Here is a 20,263-nt window from a genome sequence, read left to right on the forward strand (position 1 = left end):
TACACCTCCATTTCGATTAACGTCCCATATCCTTTGGCAACCCAAGAACCCTTTCTCCGATTGTATTTCGTTGTACCTCACTTGTTCCACCACCAATTGTCTGGCCAAATGACCCTAGAAAGTTATCTTGCCAGTACGTATCGACAGGGGCATCTTCTTTCCATAAAACCCCATTATGTCCTTGTATAGACATGATAAATCCAGCCATTTCTTTTGTTAGTTCACTAACCAACAATTTATCAATCGAACTTTCTGGACCCGGCTTCCCTCTTTTAAGTGTATTTGTAAGATTTCTATAGTAGTTTAATAGAGATCCACGAGAACGAGCATAAAAATCAGCCATTTTTTGTCTGACAAAAGGGTCTTTAAGCAAAGGCTTATCATTAACGCGAAACTCTTTTGCCATTTCAACCATGTCATTAAATTGCTTTTCAAGCGTGAACATTTCAGCACCAATTCCAGTACGCTCATGTAACATCAATGCAATCATAACTCTCCAGCCTTCATCAACGTCACCGACAATTTCACTATCGTAAGCAACTGCATCCGTTAGATACACCTCATTAAATTCCTGACGACCATCCATTTGAACAATCGGTTTTGTCTCTACCCCAGATTGATTCATATCCAAAAGAAAAGCTGTAATACCTTTATGCTTTTTCTCCGAGTTATGACTAGTTCGTGCTAATAAAAAACATCGATCAGCTAAATGACCAAAACTCGTCCAAACCTTTTGTCCATTTAAAATCCAGCGATCTCCATCCCTGACTGCGCTGGATTGAATCGCAGCCAAATCTGATCCCGCATTCGGTTCAGAGTAACCTTGACACCATACCTGTTCACCAGTTAGGATTTTTTTAATATACTGCTCCTTTTGCTCTTCCGTGCCATTCTGTATTAATGTAGGTCCAACCATATGAATACCAATGTAGTTAACAAGTGGCGGCGCTTGCACTCGAACCATTTCCTGATGGTAGATGATCTCCTCCATTAGCGTCGCATCTCGGCCACCATATTTTTTTGGCCAAGCAATCGCTGTCCATCCCCCTTCGTATAGGGTGTTTTGCCAATTTCTAAGGAACTCAGAGTATTTATCCTTTTCTTTAGGTAGCTCTCTGTTTCCTTCTAGCCAACCATCTGGAAGATTTTCTTCTAGCCATGCTCTTAGTTCCTGGCGAAAGTCTTCTTCTCGCTTTGTAATCGTAAAATCCATTTGTTCACATCCTCCCTTACTTCGCTATCAATTACTTATTTTTAAAGAATAAAGTGTTACTCATCAACTGGTTTCCATTGAGGGAGTGCTCGGTCTTCTGCGATATCCTGCCAGATCATCTGGACAGGCATTCCAATTTGAATATCCTCTGGTTTGCATTCCAGCACATTGCACATAATTTTAACTTCTGGAACTTTCTCCAATTCGGCCTGAGCGATAATCAACGGTAATTCATCCTGGAATCCAGGTAAAAAAGGACGATACGAGACTACATACGAATAAATTGTCGCTTTGACATCGTCACCTATGCTTACCCAACTAAGGTCCGTACTTCCGCACTTCGCACAGCTCGGGCCTGGTGGGTGTGCATATTCATGACAGCTATCACACCTTTGTAGAGTCAACTCATGCCGATCAGCTGCATCCCAGTATGGACTATTATCCTGATTTTTGAGTGGAATTGGTTTTTGGTATTCCATGCTAATCCCTCCTTCTAATTTCTAAGAATCATTGCCCCGGCAATATCTGGACCACTCCAGCCCGTACATATGCCTATTTCACAACCTTCTACCTGACGATCTGTGCCTTTGTATTCGTGACGAATCTGCCTGACTATCTCTAAAACATTATTCATACCGTGCGTATATCCTTCAGATAACATGCCCCCTGCCGTATTGGTAGGCAACTTGCCCCCCATACGCAGATTTCCTTCTGCTACGAAGTTCCCTACTTCTCCTCGTGGAGCAAACCCATATGCCTCTAGTTGACGAAGTACTACCCAACTAAAACAGTCGTAAATCGATGCAACTTGAATATCTTCCGGTTTCACACCTGCCGACTCATAAACTTTAGGCGCTACAAAGTCTGATGCTACCTGATCCAAGTCAGACCAATAATGAGCATGTGGGTGGCACTGCCTAGCAGACATCCCCATAATATAAACTGGCTTTGACATACAATCCCTTGCTCTTTCGGCAGAAGTTACGATGATTGCGTTTGCCTCATCTAGTTCAAGACAGGAGTCGTGTATATTAAACGGATAACTTATATCTGGTGTATCCATATATTTTTCCATTGTTAAAGGTTTGGCATGTAAGAATGCTTTTGGATTTCGTCCAGCATGTTCATAAAAACTTGTACAAACATGACCAAGATGCTCCTTGGTAATTCCCGTTTCATGCATATGGCGAGTTGCAAACATACCGAACCATTGGGAAGGGCTTGCAGATCCATATGGGATGATATAACTTCCTCCAGGCAATGCTCCCTGTAACATATCAGGATCATATCCACGACCCACGCGCTGCCCTGAGCTACCATTCATAGATCGAAAGATTAATACGGTGTTTAAAATGCCCGCTTCGATTAATCCAACAGCATCACCAATTAACATCTCGGTACTGCTTCCACCACCATGTATATCCTTTACATACTTAGGTCGTACCCCTAAGTATGTGGCCAATTCATGTGACGTACATGAATCATTCTCGTTATAGCTCATGAACCCATCAACATCTTGTGCGTTCAACCCAGAATCCTTCAGTGCCGACCTTGCAGCATCTAATGCCATGTGCAATGGGGTAGTGCCAGAATTTCTCGAACGTTCACTTTCTCCAACGCCTACAATCGCATAGCGATCCGTAATTTTCCCCATTTTTAAAACCTCCTTTTTCTTTTTGTTATCCATTTTTTTAATGAAAACGTAATACAGCCATACCAGACCCAACCACTTCGCCTGGTGACTTTTCAGCCTTGAGTTCTAATTCAACATACCGTTCATTATTTTCTTCAAAAACCTTTTCTACTGTGGCCGAGCAAGTAATCCGATCACCGGGTTTAGTCACGGCTCCAAATCGCATACGAAACCGAGTAAGTTCTGCACTATTCCCAGCAATTTCCATAATATATTGACCTAAAAACCCCATCACAAGCATGCCATGGGCTATTACTCCATCCATCCCAACTTTTTGAGCAAATTCATCGTCGGTATGCAGTGGATTAAAGTCCCCAGATGCCCCTGCATATTTCACTAATTGCACTTTTGTAACAGGTGGCTTTGTTAGAGGTTCAAGCTGTTGCCCTTCCCGTAAGGATTCATAATTCAATGCCGTATCAAGTTCCATATTAACTCCACCCTCTTTAACTAAGTAGTTAATTTCCGATATATAATATTCGTACGACTTATAGCCGCTGTTTTTCCTTCTTCGTTCTTCATTTCCGTATCAAGTACTAAAAACTGCATGCTACCACTTTTACCTTCACGCTCATAGAGGTCCGCTACTTTCATCTGGCACTCCAGCCTGTCTCCAGGACGGATCGGATAGTAATAGATAAATTCTTGTTCCCCGTGCAACATGCGCCGAGTATCAAGTTCAAGTGGTAAATCTCCCCCATTCGCCCCAACAGCCATCGGAAAAGTCGGGGGTGCAACAAGTCCCCCGTACGGGGTATTGGAGGCATATTCTTCGTCAAAATATAATGGATTAGCATCCCCAATCGCCTCTGCAAATTTTCTGAGATGCCTTTTTTCAACTTCAAAAATAAATGTTTTACCTGATAAACCAATAATACTTTTATCTAAATCCATCTTATTACCTCCCTACTGCTGTTGTTTGATCTATAGAGTCACGGGTAACTATCATCGCGTCTGCAGCTACAATACCTTTTTCATTTACAATAAGTGGATTAATATCCAATTCCTCTATACAATCCCCATAATCGGTAACAAGAGCCGAAACTTTTAACAAAACATCTACAATTGCATCGATATTGACGGGAGGTTTACCCCGTGGACCTTTTAGTAATGAATAACCCTTAATTTCTTCAATCATTTCAATCGCATCATTTTTTGTTAAAGGTGCGAGTCTAAATGAAATATCTTGAAAAACCTCTACAAAAACCCCTCCTAAACCAAACATAATAACTGGTCCAAATACAGGGTTATTTGTTACTCCTACAATTACTTCGACCCCTTCTGGTAACATTTCTTGTACAGAGACACCATTAATTCTGGCATTTTGTTTATAATCGCTAACATTTAGATGAATTTCTTTAAAGGCGTTACGCACTTCCTGATCATCATTTAAATGTAACCTTATAGCGTCTGCTTCCGTTTTATGGGGAATATCTGGTGAATCTATTTTTAACGCAACTGGATAACCGATGTTAGCTGCATGGTGAGTAGCCTCATTTTCTGTTGTTGCTATAGCTCTCTTAGTTGTAGGGATTCCATATAAATCTAAGATGTCACTCGATTGAAATTCACTTAATGTAGTTCCGGCCTGCAACAAACTTTTTAAAACTTTTTTCTCTTGGAGCTTTGGAATTGATAGATTCTCATTGTGTTTATTCTTTTGATATTTTTCGCTATAGTCTACTAATTTTGCTAATGCTTTTATAGGATTTAAGTTACCTGGAATTACTGGTATACCATTTTTTTCTAGCTCTACTGCTGTTTTGGGAATGGACATTCCTTCTAGTGGGAACGTTGATACTAGTATAAATTTGTCTGTCCCCCTGCAAATTTCAATAAACTCTTTGAACAATGGATTATCTGATGTCCAATTCATTGGAAATTCAGTGAAAATGATGATATCTGTGTCTGGATCTTTAGCAAGAACCTTTAGAGGTTCAAGATATAATTCTGGATTTGAAACAGCTGCCGCGGCAGTTAAATCAATTGGATTGATAGCGCTTGCATAAGTTGGAATATGACGCTGTATTTCTGTCTTTGCTAATCTGTTAAGAGAATTAATTTTTAAACCATGTGCTTCACAGCGATCAGCTTCATTGATTCCTCGACCACCTGAACTAGTAATGATTACCGTATTTCTACCAGTAGGAAGTTTTTTTGATAGAAAAAGCTTGGCGAATGAAATAATATCATCATAATCATCAGCTCGAATAATACCAGTTTGCTTAAAAAAACTGTTGTAAATCTTGTCGGAGCCTGCTAAAGATCCCGTATGTGAAGCAGCGGCTCTAATACCTGCTGAACTACGACCAGCTTTCATTACAATAATTGGTTTGTTTCTTATTAGCGCTTGTTTTGCAAGCTGACGTAACTTACCAGGGCTTTTTTCCCCTTCTAAATACCCACTAATTACACTTGTCTTTGGATCATGTATCATGTACTCAACTACGTCCGAAAATTCCGTTTCTACTTCATTACCTACACTGACAAAATAGTTAAAGCTAAGTCCATTCTGTGCAGCTGCTATGTACGTTAGAACACCAAATGCACCACTTTGTGTAACAAAGCCTACATCTCTTTGAACGTTTAAAGGGACATTTGTAAGACCAGCTGAAAAAGTACCGATTAACCCATTTGTGGTATTCACTAAACCAACACAATTTGGGCCAATAAGACGAATTCCACTTTCTTTAGCTATCTCACGAATTAACTGTTGTTCTTTTAAACCTTCTTCTCCAATCTCGGAAAAACCTGACGCAAAGATTATTGCGGCTTTTACTTTATTTTCAGCACATTCTTCAAGACAGACTTTTACTTTATCAGCACCTACACAAAATATCGCTAAGTCTATTTGTTTTGGGACATCTGATAAAGTTTGAAAACATTCCAATCCCTCAATTACTTGTGATCTGGGATTTATTGGATAAATTTCACCCTTAAATCCCCCATCTAATAAAGCTTTTACTTGCATATAGCCTAGTTTCCTTTTATTTTCAGATGCTCCTAGTATTGCTACAGAATTAGGATTAAATAATGGTTCAAGCGTTAGATATGAACCTTGTTCATTAGTCATTTTCAATCACTCCATTCTTTTAATAAATTTAAGAGAGGAACTTATCTTGTTGGTATTAATCCTAAAATATCAGGTTATATTATTCAGAATATAAATTTCATTAAATTAATTTAATAGTTAGGATGTAAAACTAATAAGGAATACCAATAAACTCCTTGCAGCAATAGGTTTGTGATTGTCCAAATTTATTTGTAAGCTCATTAACCCCGGCATAGGTACATAACAAACACGACAACTGAATAAGATAAACGCAGATATGGTAAGAAAAGCGCAAGCGCCTTGAAAGACACGACAAGCATAAGCAGAGCGGTGCAGTGTGGGCAAAAGCACCCACACTGCACCGCTCTGCTTATGTCTCGAGTGTCTAGGGCGCTTGCGCTAGACAGATAATCACCAAAATTTTATACTTTCTTTGCTCTAAAAAAATAACCACATGCACATTTTAAAATTGTGCATGTGGTTCAGTTTAAAACGTTAACGACTAATAAAGTTGTAACCAATTTATAATTCTGTTTTGTATTTTGTTTGATGGTATTTTAATCTCTCTTTCAATGTTACTTAAATAGGAAGAAGATATTTCAAGCTCTTCCGCTACTTGTAATAAGGTAAGCCCTAGTTTTCTTCGGATATCTTTTATTTGTTCTCCGATGTTTCCCATATTCTTTTGTCCTGAAAAATCTCGATTGCTGGAAGGCTTATGTTGAACCTTTTGTTTCTTTTCAATCGGCCGATATTGTTCTTTAATTGTCTTGGGGGGATCAATAAGAACGGTCGAGTTTCCCCATACTCGAGCCCACCCCTTATTAGATGCAATGGATTCATGCCATTTTTCATACTGCCAGGAAGCAATAACCCCATCTTCAAGTAATCTGTCAAAAGCTTGTTCCAATCTATCTCTCGTACGGGACGGTGCTCGCTCATTCATTTTTTCACCAGTTGCATCCAATAGAGTACTTATTTTGTGAGGTTGCAAGTAGTCTCCTCTCCTTGCTTGAGTCCTCCACCTCCAACTTAGGTACCTTATAAGCTTTTTTTCCCATCTTTCCTGATAAGGGTTATATTGCAACGCTTGGATAGGAAGAAGGGCAACTTGTCTACCCGAACCATTAAGATATTTGCCAAACACTTCATCGACAGTGAACATGAATTTTTTTTCTAGTGCGTGCTTTCCAATAATATAATCTTCATTATTGTGATCTTTAAAAATAAACGCACGACCTTGGAGTTGCCTATGGACAGCTTTACCTTTTTCATAAACAATGGCCTTATCCAAATTAATCCACAAGTTTTGTATTTTGGAAAGCGCTTTCAAAATTTGCTCTCGTTGGTAATTTTCATACCCACCTCTGCGACCGTTCCCACCAAGTTTAGGCTTTAAACCGCGAATGGATAATATGTCATCTAGATGAATTTCTACAGTACCTTTGTGATTCTTTGCCTTTGAGAGGAAAAAGCTGCAAAGTGCATCATACACATCGACATCTAGCTCCGATAATTCTTTTGCTTGATCCCAAGACTCTTGTACCACTTTATGATAATCTGCTATATTTTTTATATCGATTTTAAATGGAATTAGTTGAACCACGCCTTCGATAGTTCCTTTACTTAGTTTAGCTGTAGGCCATTGTTTATCATCATAACTTTTAAAGCTTTTTATAGAAAGTGCCTCTCTTACTGATTGATATGGAGCGTTACTCATTACAAGGAAGTTGCCTTGATCAATTAATGTAAATGTCATATCATTTCTCGAATTGTCTCCTAACAAGAGGTCTTCTTCGAGATCAAGTAATTGTTTTGTTCTTTTAATTGAAATGCTTTTTATATTCATTGAAGATATAACTTTCTTCACCCAAGCTTCTGTGTACTCGTTTATAACATTTAGGAATTTTAAATTAAAAGTTGAATCTTCAGCCAAACTATTTGTAATATATTTATAGAATAGTTCATTTAGTTCTTTTTCATCCAAATTCTTCAACTTATTGGAACCAATTGAACCTTCCATATCTTCAAGTACCCAATCTGTCAGATGAACTTGAAACCAATTACAAAAGTCCTCCCAGACTGTATTATTAACCAGGAACGAATCATTTTTCAAAATAGTATCGAACTTTTGTATCAATTGATCAATAAAATAATTCTTCTTTAATTTGGGGTGATATTTAATAGAAGCCCCTGTATAATCCTCATATTTCTTTAATAAATAAGTAACAATATTTTTTGCTATCAGTAGAATTAATTCATTCCTAGCTGCAAGACGTAACTTAAGAAAAAGGTCTTCGTTTTCGTGGTATGATTGCTCCCAAACAATAAATGTATTGGAATTATTATTTTCTCGGAAGACTGGCATGCTTGGTATATTTTCCTTGGATGTATTAAGTGGCTTTGAGATAGTTCGGTCATCGAGTTTCACTTCTTGGTCATAAATACATATTACGTAAAAGTTTTTGATCTTACTTGACCAACTTTTGGATAAGTATTTAACTCCATTATTAGAACAAACAACATCATCTGTTTGAACAATATTATTACTTTCCAACATGAACTCCTCCCGACTAATAAATTATAATCATTCTATCATACCTTTTCTTCAAATTCTATATCTTCAAATTACTTAAATTTTCATAATCAAACCTCTTAACAGCAAATGCCTGCCACTCGAAACTATTCTTGTTTCGAGTAACAGGCACTAATGTTTTCTTCCTCTATACCAAATCCCTAGGAATTTTAGTTTCCCACGTTTTGGTGAAAATTTCCTTATCACTTTCAAAAGCTGTCATTGTATTGGTTAAATAAAAGTTTGTTTCATCACTCGTCATTTCGCTGAAGGTTTTTAATCTTGTTTGCCAATCGTCTCTTCCTACATTTAATTCCCATTCACAGTTGACACGTGCAGATAACGGATTGTCTCCCTTTATATTTTTTTTCCTGGTTCTAACGGTTCAGGATGTTCATGAGAGTTTCGATGTGTCAAATTCAGGACGCCCCAACTAATTAATGTTGATTCACCTGTTGGTGCTTTATCACTTAATCTTACGGATAATAATGCATTTTCCTGATCTGACGATAATTCAGCGTTAAATATAGGATGACCTAATAATTCTACAGTTTCTTTAAAAGGTTCTGAGGTAAAAACTACAGATTTCCCATTTTCTAAACGTTGGTCAGAGGGGTAATCTCCTGGTTGACCAAAAGGACAAAATACTCCCGCATAATAGCCATGTTAGTTCAAACGCTAGTAATCTCTCCTTTCTGTTTAATGAATGTATTTTTTCAATGAACATGTTCATATTAACAAAATAATTAGATCTGTAAAATTTTCATTTGGAAAAAGGCAAACAAAAAAAGTAGCTATCCCCTTCATGATAGGATAGCTACTTTTTTGATTTATACCGGAATCCACTATTCATTTTGCTTCTTAGATTGCCCAGTTTCCATTCTTTTATTTTTTATTTTCATTTCGATTAGAAAACTTTTCTTTCGTCTCGCCCACTTCGTTCTGAGCCTCTCCTCTTACTTTGTCAAACTTTCCTTCTGACTTTCTATTATTATCATTTGTTATATTTCCCCATTGCTCTTTTGCCTCACCTTTTACCTTATTCCCAAATCCTTTTGCTTTATCTTTATAACCATCATTCGCCATGCTAAAAACCTCCATTAAAAGTTATATAATACCAATACCTCTTTTACAAATTCATTAAACAAGAAATCTACAAATCTAAGTCGAATTGCTATAGTTATATAAAAAAATTGGGGGAATTTGCTTGGAAACACAAGAGGTCACTGTAGAACCACAAAAGAAAAAGCGCCACAAAAAGAAAATAATTCTTATCACGCTAGGGGTACTAGTTACGAATGCTGTTATTTTGCTTATTTTTGTGAACGTATACATAAATAGGTCACTTGCGCAGGTAAAATTGAGTTATCGTCGCTTACGAATGAAGTGATCCACTTTTTATTATAATGCAGTATGTCCTCATACCTCCTCAAAATCACTGTTTCAATAGAGCAGATCGTATGTCCGCCAATTCCAGCTACAAGGTGTATTGAATAAGCAATTAAACTAATACGGAAACAACCTAATTCATATTAGAGAATCCTTTTTTCTACGTGTGAAATGTAACAAATTGTTTTAATTGGTCTCTATCCAGATATTTAATTTTAATTATCAAACATTTCTTTTTTAGAAATTCAAGTACTGATATCTTCCCATCCATAAACTAATAATTTCAAGTTATCATCAGCCATTTTGATGGATGTACTATCTATAATTTCAGCTCCCATTGCTTCATAGAAGTGACAAGATTTATTTTCCTCTAACACTTTAACAATAACTGAATGGAAATTTAAACTCTCAAATTCAGTAAAGAGTCTTTTCAATAATTTTTTTCCTATCCCTAAACCTTGAAATTTTTTCAAAATATAAATAGAAGTTACATCACCATCATATCCTTGGTATTCTCCTAATTTCACATTACCTCCACTGGTAAATCCGATAATTTTCTCATCATCATTTACTGCGACAAACACAGAATCATTTTTTCTGGAAATATTATTCACCCATAACTTTGTTCTTTGTTCATATGAGAGATTCGTTAAAAATTTTTCGGAAATAATATCCTTATATGTAGTTCTCCAACAATCCACGTGTACTCTAGCTATCCCTTCAGCATCAGCCACCGTTGCCTTTCTTATCATGTTATACCCCCACCTTTCCATATTTCAAATAATTCGATTAGGAGTATGAAAACCTAGTGAAACTCCTAGTTGGAATCTATAAAACACCAAGTGCCTGTCACTCGAAACTATTCTGAGTTGTTTCAAGTGACAGGCACTGTTTATTGTTGTGATTGTGCTTGTTGTTCTGATTGTTGTTGTGCTTGTTGTAGTTGCTCCATACTAACTACTTGCGCCTTTTTCTTAACATCTTTTGGAACCGTGACTTTTTCATCCACTTTTCCTTTGATATCCATAGATATATCCATGTCGATTGTCATGTTAGCACCATTCATTGACATTTCCATCGTCATTTGCTGATCCATTTTCTTTTGTTCAAATGTTTCCCTATCGATGTAAAAGGTTTGGTTCATGCTTTTAATTTTCATGTTTTCCATTACATCCGAAATACCCATTTTTTCTAATTGTTGCATCGTACCCTTAGCTTGCTCTTTTACAATATCCATTACCTTTGACGAAGCTTCTTCGTTAAGATCCAATTCTACTACATACAAATCGTCCTGTTCTTTCATTGTAATAAATTCACTTGATTTATCTTCCCCTGAAAGTTCATCTAACATCTTTGTAAATTGCTCCATTGTCTCGGATGGGTTTTGTCCCTGACTTTGCGCTTGAAGCTGATCAAGGTTCATTCCTTCGATTGCAATCCATTGATCTTGTGGGGCTTTTGTATACATCGTACCGTCTACATAGTAATTTTCAACAGGTACTTCTTGACCCTGCATGGTCATATTACCAGTCATGTGCATGGTTATCGGATCCATCGTCGTTTTTGTATCAATTGTGAACTTCTGATCGATTGTTTGTTTTTGTTCGCCCTTTGATGCATTTATGGTCTGAATTCCATCCACTACATACTGCATTCCTGGCCAATCCTGCATAGCCTCGCTTGATTTCGTGATAACTTGTTGCGGTGTTAGTTCTTCTTTCTTTTCCTCTGATTTTGGCGCTTCTTCATTTGATGCGCTCCCGTTTCCACTGGTGCTTTCACTTTGACCACCACACGCGACTAGAATTGTAAGCATAGTCATTACTAAAACAGTAATTACAATTTTTTTCACTCCGTATTCCCCTCCATGATAAGTATTCCTTTGTTTAGTACCCTACTTTTTGAAGGAACTAACTTAATCTTAAAATAATTAGAAAATATTCGTTTAAACCATCAACATACTATACGAAAAGATACAGGAAAGGTTTCAATCAATTTCACTTCGAAAATTTATGATTAAAGTAAGTAAAACTTTTATCTCTTCATTTAAATTTCTAATCATTTAACTCTTACTGATAAACCATCACTTGATTTATAAATTATACAATTTACTCAGACCAATGATCAGGAATGCTTAAAGAAGCTGGTAATTTCGTATTCACATTGCCCTTAGCCGAGTTAACTTGTGCTTGCGTAAGAAAGATACTCCCTATAAGATTAGCACCGCTTAGATTAGCGTCTCTAAGGTCTGCACCGATAAGATCAGTTACTCTCATGTCAGAATCCCTGAGGTCTGAGGCTATAAGTATAGCTCCTCTTAAGTTAGCTCCCCTAAGGTCAGCGCCTTTTAAATTTGCACCTATGAGGTCACTTCCCCTGCTAATTTTTTTCTGTTTTTTCTTATGTCGTGCTTGGGCACGTACAAGTTCACTTGTCTGTTGAAGTAAACTATTAACGATCGCTCGATGAGCTGGTATATTAAGGTTTAAGATAGATGTTGGATTTAAATTAGTAAAATATTCCGTTTCTTCTAGAGCGACCTCCAAATCTTTGTAAATAGGTTGAGCATCTTCCAAACTAAGTGCTTCATTTAAGTAATGAAGCATCTCATGAAGTTGTTGCATAATAGGAAATACCTCAAACATTTCCTTTGCTACCGCTTGACTTTCTCGCCAATCGTTTCCAGAATAGGTGACTTGAGATACCTTTTGACCTGCACCAAAGCATTCATATACAGCACAGCCTCGAAAGCCCTTTTTTCTAAGGTTTTTATGAATACCACAGCGATAATCTGATTGCAAATTTACACAAGGAGTACCCCGATCTTTATCAACGGCAAAATCAGCTGACTTTGTATAAGGCAAAGCTACACAGCACAAGCCAAAACAATTTTCACAGTCCGCACTTAAATCATTACGAATATTGTTGTTCGCTAATTGATTAGACAATACTTACACTTCCTTTTCATTTCCGTTAATTATTTCTTTTCTATTATTGTAATCTGTACTTAAAGTAACTGCAAAAATTACAAATATTGCAACCAATTTAGAAGTATTTGTAGACAAAATTTTAGTTACAAGTTATTTGACACGTTTAATTCAGCCTTAAGTCTCGCTCTGGCCCTTTTCCTGATACCACCGAATAATCCTCCATTTTTCATCCGTGCCTTTACGCCAAACTTCTAGATTTAAGGCTCTTACCATTCTCTCTTCATCTCGATAAGTAATCTCATAAGATACTGCCGCCTGATTTTCATGTTGTGGCACAATTTGCAAGCCCGAAAAAATAAATTGCATTTTTTTACCGTTGAAATGATTGGCCGCTTCCTTATTTCCTTCTTTAATCTGGTCAGCGTTAAAATTTTCTACTTGCCCTACCCTCGGCATATAGAGTGACCCTTGAAAATCATCCGCATATAAAGCATTCATTTCTTCATAGTTGCCATCCGCAAATTCCTGATGTAACTCCATTAATCTATATACTTTCGTTGATAACTCTGATTCCAGACCCATTTGTTAACCTCCTGCAATTATAGTTACGACATTGAACTTATGGTTTCTTTCTCCAACTTTATATAGGGCGCATTTTTATTACTTATGCGTATCACTCCTCGTACCGATCATGATGGCGCCACCATTCATATGTTGCTGTTTGATCGATCTTTGGAGGTGAATTTTCCCATAACTCTTGTCGCCCACGTGGAGAAATATCCAAATAGCTCCAATTACTACCTAAGTATTCAACCCCCCGCGCCCAAGTTGAATAGGTATGATATATTCGATTGTCTTCTAATAGAAAAACACTATAACCGTGTGTTTCACCTTCCTTAGTCGTTGCTCCAAAGTCATAATTAAATTCGCTCAAAAATGATGAATACCACGGGATCGACCAGCCCATTCTAGCCTTAAATGGCTCTATCTTTTCGAGAGGCGCCCGGGATACCAAAACAAGCGTTGTGTCACGGGTATTTAAATGAACGGGATGACCCATATTGTCGACCATCATTGAACAACCATCGCAGCCTTCTTCCCAACTTGGATCGAACATAAAGTGATAAACAATGAGCTGACTTCGACCAGCAAATAATTCAAGCAAGCTTGAGGTCCCATCTGTACCATTAAATACGTAACTTTTTGTAACTTCCATCATCGGCAACTGACGTCGTTTTTCGTTTAGCTCATCACGGGCACGAGTAAATGCTTTTTCTTTCTCTAAAAACGCCTGATGAACCTTATGCCATTCTTCTCTTGAAACGATTCTTGGATTATTAATTTTATCGTTTCTAGATGATATACTTGCACCTTCATTAACAGGATTACAGCATCCAAGCGATTGATCATCCATTATCCATCTTCCTTTCCATAATAATAATTTTTCCATTTGTTAAACCTAGATGAGCTTAATCTAAAGCATATTGGCTCGCGCATCACTAAGTGGTCATCTGATACACCTACAATATCATATAACTTTAACTATTATTTCTTATCGATTGCTATCTAACTTCTCTATACTTATTAAAATTCCTTCTTTTTTATAAAAAAATATGGACGCAATCCTTATTACAGGAAAGCGTCCTTTAAATTCCACCTTATTCACCAGTCATAATGAAAACTCATGACCTTCTTCTAAAATAAAGAATCCATTCTCCTCAATCAATTCCTTATATCTGCCATTTTTTCGAATAACAGGATTGGTATGGTTAAAATGTGTAAAATAGATATTACACGTACTTTTATATGCTCTAAACTTCTCCATTGAGTCCGTTATTAAAGGATGAGGAATGTCATTATAAGATCTTCCTAGTTGCTCTAGTTCCTTAGCTGAGTAAAAGGTTCCGTCTATCAGACAATAATCCATGTTCTTCATCAATTCATCTAGATCTACATGCCATTCATCCCAGCGGTCAATATCTGGAATATAAAGCAAGCACTTCTGATTTCCTCGAATGATAAATCCAAATGTCTCTGAAAACTCATTTCGATGCGGAACAGCTAAAGGTATAATACTTGTTTCTTCCGGAAGTGTATAAGGCTTCCTATCTTCCAATGTCTCTAGTTGAATGTTATTAAAATCAATCAGCTGTTTCCAGGGGTAATGGGAAGACAAAAATCGACTCATCTTTCCTCCTGCCATTACCGGCATCCTATTCGTGGAAATTGCTTCTTTTCCTAAAAAAGCAAGGCCGGTATAGTGACCGATGTGGGCGTGAGTCAGGAAAATGCCATCCATCACTTTTCGCCATTTTTTTTGATTTTGAACCATCGTTAACTGCTCTTTAAAATCTGGTGAAGGATCAATTAAATACCATTTACCTTCCTTTGGAAAATGTATGGAAAGAGATGAGGCAAAACGCTGATAACTTTTGTTCTGCCTTGCTAATTCACAGTTTTCACAAAAACAATTTGGGTGGGGGACACCTGCATCTTGTGCTGTACCTAGTACTTTAACAAACATTATAAGACTTCCTCCTCAAACGTCTGAGTTATTGCGCTTGTTGGATTTTTTTTAATTGAGAATCCTGTGTACCCATAAATAATATTTATAAGTGGGACTAGATAAGCAAAGAAAATAAACGGGATAAATTCTATCGCCGGAACACCTAGCACTCCCGCTGCAAACACGGCTGGTACTCCCCACGGAACAAGATTAATCCCTACTGTTCCAGCTGCCTCTACACTCCTCGATAAATTTAATGGGGAGAGATCAAACTTTTTATATGACTGGAGAAAACCCCTAGCAGGTAAGATAATCGCAAGGAATTGTGAGCCACTTGCAAAAGCAATGAGAAACGTTGATAGTACGGTTGATAAGATTAAAGAACCAGTTGTTTGGATTTTCGATACTATCAATTTGACAATCGTTCTAAATACACCTGTCGCTTCCAGCACACCACCTAGCGCTGTCGCAATGATAATGAGCCCGATCGTATTGAGCATGGAATTAATCCCACCTCTGGATAATAAAGAGTCGATTGCCGCCACTCCACTTTCTGAAACGAATCCAGATGTCATCGCCTGAATCACTTGCGTAATTGTATTATCTTGCACAAGCATAGCCGTAACTCCTCCCAGAATACTGATTAGAATTAGGGAGGGAATAGCTGGATACTGCTTCAGCATTAATAATAACGTAATTATTGGTATAATGAACAATAATGGATGGATTACAAACAGGTTATCTAACCCTTGCATAATCGCTCCGATTTCTTCCACACTAGCTGAAGAGGAAACATAATTTAATCCTACAATCCAATATAATAAAATTGCTAAAACAAAAGCTGGTATCGTATCCCAAAGCATGTGTTTCACGTGGGCAAACAAATCCTCTCCAACCATTGCTGGGGCCACGTTTGTGGTATCGGATAACGGTGATAGCTTATCACCAAAGTAAGCACCAGAAATTACTGCACCAGCTACTAATGCCAATGGAAATTCCATCCCCTGACCAATCGCGATAAACGCCAGCCCTACTGTGGCTATGGAAGTAAATGAACTTCCTAGAACCAATGCAACAAGGCCGGTCACTAGGCAGACGAGCGGTACAAACAAATTAGGATTAATAATAGCAAGTCCATAATAAATAAGTGTTGGAATAACACCGCTTAAAATCCATGTTCCAATGATCGTGCCAATAATAAACAAAATAAAAACAGCTGGCAGTGCCTTTGATACGCCATTCGATAAAGCATCTTGCAAATCGCTCCATTTATGACCCAATAGTTTACCTACTATTGTAGCTGCAGCGATTCCACTTATAAGCGGAATAAACATCCCTGCTTTCCAAAAGGAAATGGATAATGCTGCAGCTCCAATTAAGACAATTAATGGAACAAGTGCAAGACCAATGCTTGGTTCTTTTACTCTCATACATTCGTCCTCCTTAGATTGGCAAATTGACTATTCTTCCCGATGTTTGATCCGTTATTTATCATTAGTTGCATTATCAATGTATTTTTCTGGTCAGAGGAGGTGGGCAATTCTGGTATTATGTATGAATTTTTCACCCGATGTTTCTTGACTAACTAAACGGACTTTCTTACATCTACATTATGTAATGAATCTGTTTGTGTTTTAGCGATACCAAATCCACTAAATATATATATCAGTGCGAAGATCATGCCAAGATAAGTCATCGGAGCATATAATATATATTCTCCAGTTGAGACTTGTAAAGTGTCTGCTATAAATGCACCTGTTACACCCCATGGGATAATTGGAGCTAATGCTGTTCCTGTATCCTCCATCGTTCTTGACCAGTTTTTATTATGCAATCCATATTTACTATACAATGGAGTTATGGCTGGTCCTAACACAGCGTAGGTTACATAATAGCTTCCTGTTATTGTAAAAAATAATGCGTGTAAGGTTAAACTTGAAGCCATCATTGTTTTTGCACTTTTTGATAATCGGATAAATTTATCTAACATCGTTTTTATAACTCCAGCAGTTTGCAAGGGGGAACCGAAAATTGCAGCTCCGATTAGTAGTGCAACGGTATCCAACATGCTGGATAGACCACCCCTTTGTAACATTTCATCAACAAGGGGGACACTAGTAGTATCTTGAAATCCACTATTTAGTACATTAGCGACTTCAAGAATATCTTTTCCTTGGAAGAAAATTGCTAATAGACAACCACTTAAAATACCTATAGCAAACACTGGCAGGGTCGGCTTCTTAAAATAAATTAGCACTAAAACAATAATTGGTGGAATTATCAATATCGGATTTAAATTAAAGTTCTCTTTTAGAGTTGATAATATTAGCTCTACATCTCCACTATTTCCAGTATTACCTCCAAATTGGAAGCCTAGGACTAGATAAAGTACAAGTGAAATAATATAACCTGGTATGGTTGTCCATAATAAATGCTTTATATGATCAACAAGCTCAACATTTGCCATTGCAGAACTCATTACAGTCGTGTCTGATAGGGGGGATAATTTATCTCCAAAAATTGCACCAACTACAATTGCGCCCGCGGTGTAGTAAACTGGAATACCAAAGCCGACGGAAACACCTATTAAAGCAACTCCGACTGTTCCAATGGTTCCCCATGATGTTCCTGCCATAATTGACATTAAGGAGCAAATTATTGCCGTGATAAATAAGAAGTATATAGGATTTATACTTAGCAATCCATAGTATACAATTAATGGAATAGTCCCAGATAACATCCAAGAACCTATTAACATCCCAACTGCAAGTAAAATTAAAATTGGTTTAAACATAGTTTTCAAGTTATCTATTAAATCCTCTTCAATTTTTTGCCATTTAATCCCCCATATTACAGCTAATGCTATGACTACAGTACCAGTTGAAATGAGAACAATAGTAGAAGGAGCGCCTAGATAAAGAACTCCAACTAAGATAAGTGTAAAGGAAATAATTAATAAGAATAAAGCCTTAAATGTTGATAGCTTTGTATTCATTTACAGACCCCCTCATATTAGTATCAAAGTTGAAAGCTAAGTCTATGTTGAATCTTCAGAAATTCCACCGCAAAAACAACTCCCTAACGGTTCGCTCTTATCACTACAGTACTTTGAGTAATTTCATAGTTATACCCCCTAAATATTTTTCTTTATTTCGAAAAATTAATTTAACCCAGTCTACTACAAAATCACTAAATTCACCACCTATTATTTATTGAACTTTTGAATAATTACTATTATGAGGTATCACATATATTTTTACACCAAGCAACATTACTTTGAATGCCTATTAAATATATCACTCCATATGCATTCTCCTTTGCCTACATCCTATTAAAAAAGTATATACCATGTGTAAACTTTGACACGTTGAAAAAAATGATGTAAATTAACTAATAGACGAACGTTTTTATAAAATTATTATATATTATTCGCTTTTAGGAGTGTTAAGCATGGAAAATGTTTTTGATTACGAAGATATTCAATTAATTCCGGCAAAATGCGTTGTAAATAGCCGTTCTGAGTGTGATACAACCGTGAGCTTGGGTGGACATACATTTAACCTCCCAGTGGTACCTGCAAATATGCAGACAATTATAGACGAAAAGATTGCCATTTCCTTAGCAGAAAGTGGGTATTTCTATGTCATGCATCGTTTTGAACCAGAGAAACGAATTGTCTTTGTAAAAGAAATGAACGCGCGTGGCTTAGTTACATCTATTAGTGTCGGAGTCAAAGATGAGGAGTATAATTTCGTACGCCAATTGGCCGATGAACAGCTTTTACCAGACTTCATTACGATTGATATCGCACATGGACATTCAAATGCGGTGATTGAGATGATTCAGCATATAAAGAAACACTTACCTCAAAGCTTTGTAATTGCTGGAAATGTTGGCACACCAGAAGCTGTAAGAGAGTTAGAACATGCTGGTGCAGATGCAACTAAGGTGGGTATTGGACCTGGGAAGGTATGCATTACGAAAATTAAAACTGGATTTGGCACTGGTGGCTGGCAACTAGCTGCGCTACGTTGGTGTGCAAAGGCAGCAACTAAACCAATTATCGCCGACGGAGGAATTCGCACGCATGGCGATATTGCTAAATCTGTTCGGTTTGGCGCATCGATGGTCATGATTGGATCTTTATTTGCTGGCCACGAGGAATCTCCAGGAGAAACTTTTGAAAAAGAAGGAAAGCTCTACAAAGAATATTTCGGTTCAGCTTCTGAATTTCAAAAAGGTGAAAAGAAAAATGTAGAAGGCAAGAAAATGTATGTCGAGCACAAAGGGTCCTTGCAAGATACATTAAAAGAAATGCAACAAGATCTCCAATCTTCCATTTCGTATGCTGGGGGAAACAAATTGGAGGCCATCCGTACTGTTGATTATGTCGTAGTGAAGAGTTCTATTTTTAATGGGGATCAAGTATATTAAGAAATATTTCAGGTAGGTGAGCGAGGCAAATCCTTGCTCATCTTTTTTTATGTTCGATACTTTATCCTGCTACAGTAAAATATAATTGGAAAGAGGTGGCACCAAATCCAAAAACTTATATTTCATACAACATGGGATAAAACAATTGCTAATCAAGATCGGGAACGAATTAAGCAATCCTACCAAAAGTCAATTTTAGTATCTGGCATTGACATTCATTTTATTTCACTCTGGCAAGCAAAAAATCATCGCGGTGATCTATTAGTTACTGTACTTATCTGGTAGTTTTCGTGATGAGGATAAATTTAAGGATGGAATATTGCGTATTATCTCCTAATAGATAGCAACTCTTATTTAATTTACAATTTAAATTAATAAAACGGAGATACTCTGAATAGAAAATTTATCGCAGCTTGACTGGTAGTAAAACCCGCACTGAATGAAGTTTCACTTTGTGTTAAGATTAGTGAA

Annotated in this window: 18 protein-coding genes and 1 pseudogene; 2 read left to right on the forward strand and 17 right to left on the reverse strand. The window is 37.1% G+C overall.

From position 1 onward, the window contains the following. Nucleotides 1-16 precede the first annotated feature (16 nt). The 9 genes and pseudogenes from CFK40_RS14570 to CFK40_RS14610 form a co-directional block, all read right to left on the reverse strand. Complete coding sequence (locus CFK40_RS14570) at nt 17-1,213, reverse strand: acyl-CoA dehydrogenase family protein (RefSeq protein WP_089533058.1); 1,197 nt, start codon at nt 1,211-1,213, stop codon at nt 17-19. A 56-nt stretch (nt 1,214-1,269) separates the two neighbouring features. Next, nucleotides 1,270-1,692 carry a Zn-ribbon domain-containing OB-fold protein gene (locus CFK40_RS14575; RefSeq protein WP_089533059.1) on the reverse strand — a complete coding sequence of 141 codons (423 nt, stop codon included), beginning with the start codon at nt 1,690-1,692 and terminating at the stop codon, nt 1,270-1,272. Between the two features lie 14 nt (nt 1,693-1,706). Continuing rightward, nucleotides 1,707-2,867 carry a thiolase C-terminal domain-containing protein gene (locus tag CFK40_RS14580; RefSeq protein WP_089533060.1) on the reverse strand — a complete coding sequence of 387 codons (1,161 nt, stop codon included), beginning with the start codon at nt 2,865-2,867 and terminating at the stop codon, nt 1,707-1,709. A 37-nt stretch (nt 2,868-2,904) separates the two neighbouring features. Further along, entirely contained in the window at nt 2,905-3,336 is a 432-nt protein-coding gene (locus tag CFK40_RS14585; RefSeq protein WP_089533061.1) for a MaoC/PaaZ C-terminal domain-containing protein, read from the reverse strand. Between the two features lie 20 nt (nt 3,337-3,356). Further along, complete coding sequence (locus CFK40_RS14590; protein WP_089533063.1) at nt 3,357-3,800, reverse strand: MaoC family dehydratase N-terminal domain-containing protein; 444 nt, start codon at nt 3,798-3,800, stop codon at nt 3,357-3,359. 4 nt (nt 3,801-3,804) lie between these two features. Then, nucleotides 3,805-5,979, reverse strand: a complete 2,175-nt coding sequence (locus CFK40_RS14595) for an acetate--CoA ligase family protein (protein WP_089533064.1) — start codon at nt 5,977-5,979, stop codon at nt 3,805-3,807. 481 nt (nt 5,980-6,460) lie between these two features. Next, nucleotides 6,461-8,518: a helix-turn-helix domain-containing protein gene (locus tag CFK40_RS14600; RefSeq protein ID WP_089533065.1), complete on the reverse strand. Its 2,058-nt coding sequence runs from the start codon at nt 8,516-8,518 to the stop codon at nt 6,461-6,463. A gap of 372 nt (nt 8,519-8,890) precedes the next feature. Further along, nucleotides 8,891-9,079 (reverse strand): annotated as a pseudogene (locus tag CFK40_RS21675) (CocE/NonD family hydrolase C-terminal non-catalytic domain-containing protein); the annotation flags it as partial. A gap of 339 nt (nt 9,080-9,418) precedes the next feature. Beyond that, complete coding sequence (locus CFK40_RS14610) at nt 9,419-9,619, reverse strand: CsbD family protein (RefSeq protein WP_089533067.1); 201 nt, start codon at nt 9,617-9,619, stop codon at nt 9,419-9,421. A gap of 121 nt (nt 9,620-9,740) precedes the next feature. Between CFK40_RS14610 and CFK40_RS14615 the strand changes: the two genes are divergently transcribed. Next, nucleotides 9,741-9,923, forward strand: a complete 183-nt coding sequence (locus tag CFK40_RS14615; protein ID WP_089533068.1) for a hypothetical protein — start codon at nt 9,741-9,743, stop codon at nt 9,921-9,923. Nucleotides 9,924-10,167: 244 nt separating this feature from the next. Here CFK40_RS14615 and CFK40_RS14620 read toward each other — a convergent pair whose 3' ends face one another. From CFK40_RS14620 to nhaC (CFK40_RS14655), 8 genes are all read right to left on the reverse strand, one after another. Then, a complete protein-coding gene (locus CFK40_RS14620) occupies nt 10,168-10,674 on the reverse strand; it encodes a GNAT family N-acetyltransferase (RefSeq protein WP_227001783.1) in 507 nt (168 codons plus the stop codon). Between the two features lie 140 nt (nt 10,675-10,814). After that, nucleotides 10,815-11,774, reverse strand: coding sequence for a DUF6612 family protein (locus CFK40_RS14625; RefSeq protein ID WP_089533071.1), 960 nt, complete (start codon nt 11,772-11,774; stop codon nt 10,815-10,817). A 256-nt stretch (nt 11,775-12,030) separates the two neighbouring features. Continuing rightward, nucleotides 12,031-12,870 carry a pentapeptide repeat-containing protein gene (locus CFK40_RS14630; RefSeq protein ID WP_089533073.1) on the reverse strand — a complete coding sequence of 280 codons (840 nt, stop codon included), beginning with the start codon at nt 12,868-12,870 and terminating at the stop codon, nt 12,031-12,033. Nucleotides 12,871-13,026: 156 nt separating this feature from the next. Beyond that, a complete protein-coding gene (locus tag CFK40_RS14635; protein ID WP_089533075.1) occupies nt 13,027-13,434 on the reverse strand; it encodes a Cif family virulence factor in 408 nt (135 codons plus the stop codon). 91 nt (nt 13,435-13,525) lie between these two features. Further along, nucleotides 13,526-14,266: a DUF899 domain-containing protein gene (locus tag CFK40_RS14640; protein ID WP_089533077.1), complete on the reverse strand. Its 741-nt coding sequence runs from the start codon at nt 14,264-14,266 to the stop codon at nt 13,526-13,528. Between the two features lie 255 nt (nt 14,267-14,521). Next, nucleotides 14,522-15,376: an MBL fold metallo-hydrolase gene (locus CFK40_RS14645; protein WP_089533079.1), complete on the reverse strand. Its 855-nt coding sequence runs from the start codon at nt 15,374-15,376 to the stop codon at nt 14,522-14,524. Then, nucleotides 15,376-16,788 carry a Na+/H+ antiporter NhaC gene (nhaC, locus tag CFK40_RS14650; protein ID WP_089533080.1) on the reverse strand — a complete coding sequence of 471 codons (1,413 nt, stop codon included), beginning with the start codon at nt 16,786-16,788 and terminating at the stop codon, nt 15,376-15,378. Before nhaC (CFK40_RS14650) ends, CFK40_RS14645 begins: the two co-directional genes overlap by 1 nt. A gap of 155 nt (nt 16,789-16,943) precedes the next feature. Next, complete coding sequence (gene nhaC / locus CFK40_RS14655) at nt 16,944-18,353, reverse strand: Na+/H+ antiporter NhaC (protein WP_089533082.1); 1,410 nt, start codon at nt 18,351-18,353, stop codon at nt 16,944-16,946. Nucleotides 18,354-18,808: 455 nt separating this feature from the next. On the opposite strand from nhaC (CFK40_RS14655), the gene guaC reads away from it, so the two are divergent. Next, nucleotides 18,809-19,792 carry a GMP reductase gene (gene guaC / locus CFK40_RS14660; protein WP_089533084.1) on the forward strand — a complete coding sequence of 328 codons (984 nt, stop codon included), beginning with the start codon at nt 18,809-18,811 and terminating at the stop codon, nt 19,790-19,792. Nucleotides 19,793-20,263: the final 471 nt, after the last annotated feature.

It is taken from the genome of Virgibacillus necropolis, from assembly GCF_002224365.1.
Lineage (GTDB): Bacteria > Bacillota > Bacilli > Bacillales > Amphibacillaceae > Virgibacillus_F > Virgibacillus_F necropolis.

Coding starts and splice junctions, on each gene's coding strand:
- CFK40_RS14635 (WP_089533075.1), bottom strand. CDS start 13,434: ATGGGTCTGGAATCAGAGTTATCAACGAAAGTATATAGATTAATGGAG.
- nhaC (WP_089533082.1), bottom strand. CDS start 18,353: ATGAATACAAAGCTATCAACATTTAAGGCTTTATTCTTATTAATTATT.
- CFK40_RS14610 (WP_089533067.1), bottom strand. CDS start 9,619: ATGGCGAATGATGGTTATAAAGATAAAGCAAAAGGATTTGGGAATAAG.
- CFK40_RS14600 (WP_089533065.1), bottom strand. CDS start 8,518: ATGTTGGAAAGTAATAATATTGTTCAAACAGATGATGTTGTTTGTTCT.
- CFK40_RS14580 (WP_089533060.1), bottom strand. CDS start 2,867: ATGGGGAAAATTACGGATCGCTATGCGATTGTAGGCGTTGGAGAAAGT.
- CFK40_RS14620 (WP_227001783.1), bottom strand. CDS start 10,674: ATGATAAGAAAGGCAACGGTGGCTGATGCTGAAGGGATAGCTAGAGTA.
- CFK40_RS14640 (WP_089533077.1), bottom strand. CDS start 14,266: ATGGATGATCAATCGCTTGGATGCTGTAATCCTGTTAATGAAGGTGCA.
- CFK40_RS14595 (WP_089533064.1), bottom strand. CDS start 5,979: ATGACTAATGAACAAGGTTCATATCTAACGCTTGAACCATTATTTAAT.
- nhaC (WP_089533080.1), bottom strand. CDS start 16,788: ATGAGAGTAAAAGAACCAAGCATTGGTCTTGCACTTGTTCCATTAATT.
- CFK40_RS14585 (WP_089533061.1), bottom strand. CDS start 3,336: ATGGAACTTGATACGGCATTGAATTATGAATCCTTACGGGAAGGGCAA.
- CFK40_RS14645 (WP_089533079.1), bottom strand. CDS start 15,376: ATGTTTGTTAAAGTACTAGGTACAGCACAAGATGCAGGTGTCCCCCAC.
- CFK40_RS14575 (WP_089533059.1), bottom strand. CDS start 1,692: ATGGAATACCAAAAACCAATTCCACTCAAAAATCAGGATAATAGTCCA.
- CFK40_RS14570 (WP_089533058.1), bottom strand. CDS start 1,213: ATGGATTTTACGATTACAAAGCGAGAAGAAGACTTTCGCCAGGAACTA.
- guaC (WP_089533084.1), top strand. CDS start 18,809: ATGGAAAATGTTTTTGATTACGAAGATATTCAATTAATTCCGGCAAAA.
- CFK40_RS14590 (WP_089533063.1), bottom strand. CDS start 3,800: ATGGATTTAGATAAAAGTATTATTGGTTTATCAGGTAAAACATTTATT.